General features: G+C 64.6%; 11 protein-coding genes and 1 pseudogene. 11 read left to right on the top strand and 1 reads right to left on the bottom strand.

Going from position 1 to position 9,255, the window contains the following annotated elements; genetic code table 11:
* A partial coding sequence (locus tag EN939_RS10740; protein WP_164750941.1) for a zinc-binding dehydrogenase occupies nucleotides 1–502 on the top strand: 502 nt, incomplete at its 5' end.
* Between the two features lie 251 nt (nucleotides 503–753).
* On the opposite strand, the gene phnF is transcribed toward EN939_RS10740, so the two are convergent.
* Nucleotides 754–1,506 (bottom strand): phosphonate metabolism transcriptional regulator PhnF, encoded by a 753-nt coding sequence (phnF, locus tag EN939_RS10735; RefSeq protein ID WP_127267994.1) that lies wholly within the window; start codon nucleotides 1,504–1,506, stop codon nucleotides 754–756.
* A 131-nt stretch (nucleotides 1,507–1,637) separates the two neighbouring features.
* On the opposite strand from phnF, the gene phnG reads away from it, so the two are divergent.
* The 10 genes and pseudogenes from phnG to phnD form a co-directional block, all read left to right on the top strand.
* The gene (phnG, locus tag EN939_RS10730) at nucleotides 1,638–2,099 is read left to right on the top strand and encodes a phosphonate C-P lyase system protein PhnG (RefSeq protein ID WP_127267993.1); all 462 of its coding nucleotides are present in this window, start codon (nucleotides 1,638–1,640) and stop codon (nucleotides 2,097–2,099) included.
* Nucleotides 2,099–2,710: a phosphonate C-P lyase system protein PhnH gene (gene phnH, locus EN939_RS10725; RefSeq protein WP_127267992.1), complete on the top strand. Its 612-nt coding sequence runs from the start codon at nucleotides 2,099–2,101 to the stop codon at nucleotides 2,708–2,710. Before phnG ends, phnH begins: the two co-directional genes overlap by 1 nt.
* Before the next feature lies 1 nt (nucleotide 2,711).
* The gene (locus tag EN939_RS10720; RefSeq protein ID WP_127267991.1) at nucleotides 2,712–3,824 is read left to right on the top strand and encodes a carbon-phosphorus lyase complex subunit PhnI; all 1,113 of its coding nucleotides are present in this window, start codon (nucleotides 2,712–2,714) and stop codon (nucleotides 3,822–3,824) included.
* Nucleotides 3,821–4,240 (top strand): FosX/FosE/FosI family fosfomycin resistance hydrolase, encoded by a 420-nt coding sequence (fosX, locus tag EN939_RS10715; RefSeq protein ID WP_127267990.1) that lies wholly within the window; start codon nucleotides 3,821–3,823, stop codon nucleotides 4,238–4,240. Before EN939_RS10720 ends, fosX begins: the two co-directional genes overlap by 4 nt.
* Nucleotides 4,237–5,136 carry an alpha-D-ribose 1-methylphosphonate 5-phosphate C-P-lyase PhnJ gene (locus EN939_RS10710; protein ID WP_127267989.1) on the top strand — a complete coding sequence of 300 codons (900 nt, stop codon included), beginning with the start codon at nucleotides 4,237–4,239 and terminating at the stop codon, nucleotides 5,134–5,136. The genes fosX and EN939_RS10710 overlap by 4 nt, the downstream gene beginning before the upstream one ends.
* Nucleotides 5,133–5,909, top strand: coding sequence for a phosphonate C-P lyase system protein PhnK (gene phnK, locus EN939_RS10705; RefSeq protein WP_127267988.1), 777 nt, complete (start codon nucleotides 5,133–5,135; stop codon nucleotides 5,907–5,909). The genes EN939_RS10710 and phnK overlap by 4 nt, the downstream gene beginning before the upstream one ends.
* A gap of 39 nt (nucleotides 5,910–5,948) precedes the next feature.
* A complete protein-coding gene (gene phnL, locus EN939_RS10700) occupies nucleotides 5,949–6,656 on the top strand; it encodes a phosphonate C-P lyase system protein PhnL (protein ID WP_127267987.1) in 708 nt (235 codons plus the stop codon).
* Nucleotides 6,653–7,270, top strand: a pseudogene (locus tag EN939_RS10695) (DapH/DapD/GlmU-related protein). Before phnL ends, EN939_RS10695 begins: the two are co-directional and overlap by 4 nt.
* Before the next feature lie 312 nt (nucleotides 7,271–7,582).
* Nucleotides 7,583–8,440, top strand: a complete 858-nt coding sequence (phnC, locus tag EN939_RS10690) for a phosphonate ABC transporter ATP-binding protein (protein WP_127267986.1) — start codon at nucleotides 7,583–7,585, stop codon at nucleotides 8,438–8,440.
* A gap of 84 nt (nucleotides 8,441–8,524) precedes the next feature.
* Nucleotides 8,525–9,255: phosphonate ABC transporter substrate-binding protein (gene phnD / locus EN939_RS10685; RefSeq protein WP_127267985.1), on the top strand; the 731-nt coding region annotated here is incomplete at its 3' end.

Genomic DNA, 9,255 nt, shown 5'->3' with positions numbered 1-9,255 from the left:
CGGCACCGCCATCTTCGCCCGCATCGCTGAACTCGACGTGACGCTGCTCGACATGAGCAGTGAAAGGCTCGCCTTCGCCGCAAATGAGCTTGGTTTCCAGACCCTCGACGGCTCGCGCGGCGCGGTGCCCGATCTGGTCAGGCAAGCGACATCAGGCGAAGGCTTCGATGTGGTCTTCGACGCCACCGGCAACACCCAGTCGGTGCAGTCGGCCTTTGCCCATGTCGCGCATGGCGGCACCTTGGTACTGGTCTCTGTTGTCAAGGACGACATCAGCTTTTCCGATCCGGAATTCCACAAGCGCGAGATGACGCTGATCGGCAGCCGCAACGCCTTGCGCGCCGACTTCGATCACGTCGCCGCCTCGATCCGCAACGGCGCCGTTCCCCTGGCCAAGCTCGTCACACACCGCACCACACTCGCCGGCACGCCGCGCGATCTGGCTCGTTGGGCACATGAGAAATCGGGCCTGATCAAGGCTGTGATCGAGGTCGGATCATAACATGGCAGACGGCGAAGCCGGTCCGAATTGAAGACGCCCGCGCAGGTCGACCCCCACTCCGTCTCGGCTTCGCCGAGCCACCTCTCCCCCGATCGACGGGGTAGAGGAAGGGTGCGAGCTTAGCAAGGCGGGCTCCTTCCTCTCCCTCCGGAGGGGGGAGAGGTGGCTCGGCGAAGCCGAGACGGAGTGGGGGAAGGCGGTCCTCAAACGCCAAGTCGCTGAAAAATAAGCGCGACCGAGCTGTCCACTCCCTACAGCGCCGACAGCTTCAGCTCCACCCGTTCGGCCGGAAACCGCGACTCGGAAAACTGGATCGGCTGGCCGTCCGGCGTGACGTTGACGGCAACCGTGACCAGCACGATGGCGCCCGGCTGCAGGTCGAGGTCGGCAAGGTCCGCCGCATCGGCATGGCGCGCCGACAGCACGGTCGATTGCCTGAGATAGTCGTCTATGCCGAACCGCGCCAGCGATGCGGTGATCGAGCCTGTTTCCGCCATCGCGGCATCGATGCCGGCAAAGCGCCGGGCCTCGAACCAGCCGGCAGCGCGCGACACCGGCCGTCCGTCGGCTTCGCCGCGCGTTTCCAACCGGATCACATCGGCTCCCTTGGGAAGACCCAGTCCCTCGGCGACGCGCTGGCTGGCCGGCTCGACCGACGAGGCGAGCAGGACGATGTGCCGTTCCGTCGTCTGCCCTTGCAGTCCTGTCGAAAAGCGTGTGCGCGCCCCGATCGGATAGGACAGCCGCTTGCGCGACAGCACGAAGGTGCCGCGCCCCTGCTCGGCCCGCAGCACGCCTTCCCTTACAAGGGCCGATATGGCGCTGCGCACCGTGTGACGGTTGACGCCATAGCGTTCTGCCAGCGCCACCTCCGGCGGCAGCGCTGCATTCTCCGTGAAATCGCCGATGGCGATCGCATGCAGGATCTTGTCGGCAATCTGCCGCCACAGCGAAACGCCACTGCGCCGCTCGATGCCGTCCGCTGACAGCCGCCCGACCCTCATTGCCCCCCACCTTCCAGCGCCCAGTCTTCTATCGCTGTCATCCACCCGTCATGGACACGCGCTAGATAATAGGTATAATTTGTATAGTTGTCTATATCAATAGACAAATTTAGCCACGAGGACGATAGCTTATGCGAGGACAGGAAGCCCGCGACCAGGCCGAGCGCAAGGCCGCCATGGCAACCCTTGCGCAATCCAGCGGCGATGACATCGTACGGCTCTGGAATGAGGCCGGACTGCCTTCGGACGCCGAGTTGCTGCGCGGCCCCGAAACCGGCCTTGTCACCCTGCGCGGCCGCATCGGCGGCGGCGGCGCCCCTTTCAATGTCGGCGAGGCGACCGTTACCCGCGCCACCGTCCGGCTGCCCTCCGGTCAGGTCGGCCATTGCTATGCGCTTGGCCGCGACAAGCAGAAGGCGAAGCTGGCGGCCATCGCCGACGCGCTGTGGCAGGACCCTGCCCGCCGCAATGAGGTCGAGACCGGGCTGATAGCGCCCCTGCGGTCGGCTCTAACCGCAGCGCATGAAAAACGCCGCGCCGAGACGGCGGCAACGAAGGTGGATTTCTTCACCATGGTTCGCGGAGAAGACTGATGGACATTGCAGCGCAATCGATCGAGGGCGGTTTCGCCGATCCGGTCTTCGACGCCCAGACCGTGTTCCGCGCCGTCATGGACGCAATGGCTCGGCCCGGCAGCGTGCAGCCGCTGCCGGCCTTCGCCCGCCCGCCGGCGCCGCTCTCGGCGACCGCCGGCGCCATCGCACTGGCGCTGTGCGATAACGACACCCCGCTCTGGCTCGACCAGGCCCTGCAAGCTTCCGCCGCGATCAGATCCTGGCTTGGGTTCCACACTGGCGCGCCCGTGGCCAACACACCGGCCGATGCGCATTTCGCCTTCATCGCGGCCCCGGCCGAGATGATGTCGCTTGATGGTTTTTCGCAGGGCACGCAGGACTATCCCGACCGTTCGACCACGTTGATCCTGCAAGTCGGCGATCTCGTCTCCGGCACGCCGCTGTTGCTCGAAGGTCCCGGCATCGAAACCAGCGCCACGATCGCGCCGGCACAGATGCCGCGCCATTTCGTCGAGCAGTGGAAACAGAACATCAAGCGCTTTCCGCGTGGCGTCGACATCATCCTCGTCACATCAGGCGGCATTGCCTGCCTGCCGCGCACGACGCGCATCAAGACGATGGAGGCGTAAGATGTATGTCGCGGTAAAAGGTGGCGAAGCCGCAATCGCCAACGCCCACAGCCTGCTTGCCGACCGCCGGCGCGGCGACCGTTCGGTGCCGGCGCTTCGCCTCGACCAGATCGTCGAGCAGCTGGCGCTCGGCGTCGACCGGGTGATGAGCGAAGGCTCGCTCTACGATCGGGAGCTGGCCGCGCTCGCCATCGTCCAGGCGCGCGGCGACATGATCGAGGCGATCTTCCTGGTGCGCGCCTATCGCACCACGCTGCCACGCTTCGGCTACTCCAAGCCGATCGACACCGCCACCATGCTGGTCGAGCGGCGCGTGTCGGCGACCTACAAGGATCTGCCCGGCGGCCAATTGCTCGGGCCCACCTTCGACTACACGCACAGACTGCTCGATCCCGAGCTTGCCGCGGGGGCCGAGGTCGCCGAGCCCTTGCTGCGCGAGACGGAAGCGCAAGCCATGCCGCGCGTTTCGGCCATCCTCGCCCGCGAAGGCTTGATCGAACCGGATGGCGACATGCCGCAGGACCATGTCCCCGGCGACATCACCCGCGAGCCGCTGGAATTCCCAATGGCGCGCGACATCCGCCTGCAGGCGCTGTCGCGCGGCGACGAGGGCTTTTTGCTGGCGCTCGGCTATTCCACCCAGCGCGGCTATGCCCGCAACCATCCCTTCGTCGGCGAGATCCGCATCGGCGAGGTCGAGCTCGAGTTCGACGTTCCCGAACTGCCCTTCGCTGTCCCGCTCGGCACTGTCCGCATCACCGAATGCCAGATGGTCAACCAGTTCAAAGGCTCGGCCAAGGCGCCGCCGCAGTTCACCCGCGGCTACGGCCTGGTCTTCGGCCAGAGCGAGCGCAAGGCGATGGCGATGGCGCTCTGCGACCGGGCGCTGCGCGCGAAGGAGCTCGGCGAGGATGTCGTCGCCGCGGCCCAGGACGAGGAGTTCGTCATCTCACACTCCGACAATGTCCAGGCGACCGGCTTCGTCGAGCATCTGAAGCTGCCGCACTATGTCGATTTCCAGGCCGAACTCGACCTCGTGCGCCGCATGCGCGCCGAACACGACGCCCACCAAAACCCCGTGAAGGTCGAAGAGAAGCGGGAGGCCGCGGAATGATCGAAGGGCTTTCCCACATGACCTTCATCGTCCGCGATCTCGAGCGGATGACCAAGATCCTCGAGGGCGTATTCGACGCACGCGAAATCTATGCCAGCGATGCCGAGCAGTTCTCGGTGTCGCGCGAAAAATTCTTCCTGATCGGCGACATCTGGGTCGCCATCATGGAGGGCGAGCCCTTGCCGGAGCGCAGCTACAACCACATCGCCTTCAAGATCGATGACGCCGATTTCGACCACTATGCCGAGTGCATCGGCAAGCTCGGCCTCGACATGCGCCCGCCGCGCCCGCGCGTCGAGGGCGAGGGCCGCTCGATCTATTTCTACGACGACGACAACCACATGTTCGAACTGCACACGGGCACGCTCAATGAGCGGCTGGCGCGCTACGCCAAGGGATTTGAGGTCGCATCATGACCGACATCGCCACCTACAACTTCGCCTATCTCGACGAACAGACCAAAAGGATGATCCGCCGCGCGATCCTCAAGGGCATCGCCATCCCGGGATATCAGGTGCCGTTCGCCTCGCGCGAAATGCCGATGCCCTATGGCTGGGGCACTGGCGGCGTCCAGGTCACCGCTTCGATCATCGGCCCAGACGATGTGCTCAAGGTGATCGACCAGGGCGCCGACGACACCACCAACGCGGTCTCGATCCGCGCCTTCTTCAAGAAGGTCGCCAACGTCGCGGTGACGACCGACACCGCCAGCGCCACCATCATCCAGACCCGTCACCGCATTCCCGAGCATCCGCTGACGGCGGGCCAGGTGCTGGTCTACCAGGTGCCGATCCCGGAACCCTTGCGCTTCCTCGAGCCACGCGAGACCGAAACGCGGAAAATGCATGCGCTGGAAGAATACGGCCTCATGCATGTGAAACTTTACGAGGACATCGCCAAACACGGCCGCATCGCCACCACCTATGCCTATCCGGTCAAGGTCGAGGGCCGCTATGTGATGGACCCGTCGCCGACGCCGAAATTCGACAATCCCAAGATGCACCGCTCGCCGGCGCTGCAGCTGTTCGGCGCCGGGCGCGAAAAGCGCATCTATGCGGTGCCGCCCTTCACCGAAGTGGTCAGCCTCGACTTCGAGGATCATCCGTTCGAGGTGCAGACCTTCGACCAGCCCTGCGCGCTGTGCGCGGCCGAGAATGTCTATCTCGACGAGGTCATCCTCGACGACCATGGAGGCCACATGTTCGTCTGCTCCGACACGGATCATTGCGAGAAGCGGCGGGCGGACGGCCATCACGGCCACCTTGCTTCAGAGAACCATCTTGCCTCGGAAAAAATGGAGCCGGCGCAATGACCGACGAACCGCTGCTGCGCGTCTCGGCGCTCTCCAAATTCTACGGCTCGCGCGTCGGCTGCGACAACGTCTCCTTCGACCTGTGGCCGGGCGAAGTCCTGGCTGTGGTCGGCGAGTCCGGCTCCGGCAAGACGACATTGCTCAACTGCCTGTCGACGCGGCTGCTGCCCTCCTCCGGCAGCGCCAGCTACCGCATGCGCGACGGCCAGTTCCGCGAGCTCTACCGCATGAGTGAGGCCGAGCGCCGCTTCCTGATGCGCACCGACTGGGGGTTTGTCCACCAGAACCCGGCCGACGGCCTGCGCATGACGGTGTCGGCCGGCGCCAATGTCGGCGAGCGGCTGATGGCGGTCGGCGACCGCCACTACGGCAAGATCCGCGCCACCGCCGTCGACTGGCTATCGCGCGTCGAGATCGACGAGGACCGCATCGACGACGAGCCCCGCGCCTTTTCCGGCGGCATGCGCCAGCGCCTGCAGATTGCCCGCAACCTCGTCACCGGCCCGCGTCTGGTGTTCATGGACGAGCCAACCGGCGGCCTCGACGTCTCGGTCCAGGCGCGCCTGCTCGACCTGCTGCGCGGTCTGGTCACCGATCTTGGTCTGGCGGCCATCGTCGTCACCCATGACCTTGCCGTGGCGCGGCTTTTGTCGCAGCGCATGATGGTGATGAAGGACGGCCGCGTCGTCGAAAGCGGTCTCACCGACCGCGTGCTCGACGACCCGCGCGCGCCTTACACGCAATTGCTTGTTTCCTCGATTCTGCAGGTTTGACGATGACGCGCAAACGACTGACGATTGGAGAACCTTCTGATGGCAACCCCGCTCGTTGTTTCCGGCGTTGCCAAGAGCTTCACCATGCATCTGCGTGACGGCATCAAACTGCCTGTTGTCGCCGGTGTCTCGTTCTCGATCAGGGCCGGCGAATGCACCGTGCTCGGCGGCCCGTCCGGTGCCGGCAAGAGCTCGATCCTGAAGATGCTCTACGGCAACTACGCCGTCGACGAAGGCCAGATCATCGTCACGCATGATGACGGGCTGATCGACCTGGCCACCGCCAGCCCTCGCACCGTGCTTGCGGTGCGCCGGCAAACGATCGGCTATGTCAGCCAGTTCCTGCGCACCGTGCCGCGCGTTTCGGCGCTCGATGTCGTCGCCGAACCGCTGGTCGAGCGCGGCGAGGATCGCGAGATTGCCCGCGGCAAGGCGCGCGCCTTGCTGGCACAGCTCAACCTGCCGGAGAAACTCTGGGCTTTGCCGCCTGCGACCTTTTCCGGCGGCGAGCAGCAGCGCGTTAACATCGCGCGCGGCTTCATCACCGAGCATCCGATCCTGCTGCTCGACGAACCGACCGCTTCGCTCGACGCCAGGAACCGCGACGTCGTGATCGAACTCATCGCCGCCAAGAAGGCGGCTGATGTCGCCCTGCTCGGCATCTTCCATGACCACGACGTGCGCGAGGCGGTTGCCGACCGCATCATCGACGTCACCGCGTTCGCGTCCGGAAAAATCGCCGCATGACCAGGAAATTGTCCGAGACGCCGCTGGTCCACCCGACGGCGGATGTACAGAATTCGACGCTCGGCCGCTGGACCGAGATCGCCGACCGCAGCCGGGTCTCGGAAAGCGAACTCGGCGACTATTCCTACATGATGCAGGACTGCTCCGTCTGGTGCGCGACGATCGGCAAGTTCGCCAACATCGCGGCCAGCGTTCGCATCAACGCCACCAACCACCCGACCTGGCGGCCGACGCTGCATCACTTCACCTATCGCGCCTCGGACTACTGGGACGATGCCGAGCACGAGACAGAATTCTTCGCCCAGCGCCGCGCCAAACGCGTCACCATCGGCCACGACACCTGGCTCGGTCACGGCTCGACTATCCTGCCCGGCGTCACCGTCGGCGATGGCGCCGCGGTCGGCGCGGGTGCGGTGGTCTCGAAAGATGTCGCGCCCTATACCATTGTCGGCGGCGTGCCGGCCAAACCGATCCGCGAGCGCTTCGATCGCCGCACGGCCGAACGCTACCAGGCGCTCGCCTGGTGAGACTGGGACCATGCAAGGCTGCGCGCCGCGTTGGATGATTTCCGGGAGCTTGAGGCCGAGACGTTCCTAGAGAAATATGGTGGATAGCGACGTCCAGGAATGGCGGTCACTGACGCGGGGCAGCGGGGCATTATCACAAACCGCCCCGGCCCCTACTATCCGCATGACATGCCTCTCGACACCAGCATCGGCGCCATGACGGCCCTTGTCTGGAACGCTTGATGGCACCAGCTCGCCAGGCCCGCGTTCCAAATCACCTTCGACTGCTGACCCAGGGTCGACACTAGACTCCAGCCTGTGGAGCGTAACAAAACTGACATCACCGCGACACGGCAGGTTCATGTGGCTGCGCTAGGCGAGAGCCTGACGATCAATGGTCCGGACCTGGAACCTGCCCCCATGCCAGCAAATTCCGCCACGCTCGAAATCCGCGGTGTCACCCGACGATTTGGCAAGAACACTGCCGTCAGCGACATCAACATCGCGATCCCGCAGGGTCAGATGGTTGGCGTCATCGGCCGTTCGGGCGCCGGCAAATCGACCCTTCTTCGCATGATCAACCGTCTCATCGATCCCAGCCAGGGGTCGATTTTTTTTGACGGCGCCGAGGTCTCCCAGCTGCGCGGTTCGCCACTACGGCGCTGGCAGCGCGATTGCGCCATGATCTTCCAGCAGTTCAACCTGGTGCCGCGCCTCGACGTGCTGACCAATGTGCTTCTCGGCCGGCTGAATCACCGCTCCACCATGTCGAACCTGCTCGGCATCTTCTCCCGCGAGGAACGAGCCGAGGCGATAGCAGCGCTGGAGCGTCTCGATATCGCCCGCACCGCGCTGCAGGCCGCCGGCACCTTGTCGGGTGGCCAGCAGCAGCGCGTCGCCATTGCCCGCGCGTTGATGCAGCAGCCGAAGGTGATCCTCGCCGACGAGCCGATCGCGTCACTCGATCCGCTCAACGCCAAGGTGGTTATGGATTCGCTGCAGGATATCAATTTGCGCGAAGGCATCACCGTGATCACCAACCTGCACACGCTGGACACGGCCCGCACCTATTGCAACCGTATCATCGGCATGGCTGCCGGCAAGGTCGTCTTCGACGGCCCGCCGGAAGAGCTCAACCGCGAGGCCGTGCGCATGGTCTACGGCGCCGACAGCAGCGGCGGCGAAATCTCCGAGGCCATCACCTCGACCAGTGTCATCATCAAGCAAAAAATCGCCGCATCCGCCGGACCGCTTGAGCCAGCCTTTCCTGGTTACTGAGCGACCTGGATCGCCAGCCCGCGTCAAGGGCATCATATCCCAACGCAGCCGGCGCGATGCCGGGACCAACAGGAGAGAGACGAGATGTTTAGAAAGATACTTTTCGGTGCCGTTTCCGTCATGGCCATGGCGATGGGCTCGGTCCAGGCACAGGATCTGAAGGAATTCCGCGTCGGCATTCTGGGCGGCGAGAACGAAGCCGACCGTCTGCGCAACTACCAGTGCTTCGCCGACCACATCAAGCAAGTTCTCGGCGTCGAGAAAGTTTCGCTGTTCCCGGCCGCCGACTACGACGGCGTCATCCAGGGTCTGCTCGGCGGCACGCTCGACTATGCCGAACTCGGCGCTTCCGCCTACGCCAAGGTCTACCTCGAGAACAAGGACGCGGTTCAGCCGATCCTGACGACGGTCCAGACCGACGGTTCGACCGGCTACCATTCGGTTATGGTCGCCCGTGCGGATTCCGGCATCAAGACACTCGCTGACATGAAGGGCAAGAAACTCGGTTTCGCCGATCCCGATTCGACTTCCGGCTACCTGGTCCCGGTCACCTCGCTGCCCAAAGACATCGGCATGGATGTGAAGAGCTATTTCGCGTCGACCGGTTTCGGCGGCGGCCATGAACAGCTTGTCCTTGAAGTTCTGAAGGGCACCTTCGATGCCGGCACCACCTGGGCCTCCGGCGTCGGCGACTTCAAGGATGGCTACAGCTCCGGCAATCTGCGCAAGATGGTCGACAAGGGTGTCCTCAAGATGGACGACCTCGTAGAGTTGTGGCAGTCCCCCTTGATCCCGAACGGCCCGCTGGTCATACG

The organism is Mesorhizobium sp. M7A.F.Ca.CA.002.05.1.1, assembly GCF_003998335.1.
In the GTDB taxonomy this organism is placed as follows: Bacteria; Pseudomonadota; Alphaproteobacteria; order Rhizobiales; family Rhizobiaceae; genus Mesorhizobium.
The sequence above is the reverse complement of the archived record's forward strand: the minus strand, read 5'-3'. Positions and strand labels throughout refer to the sequence as shown.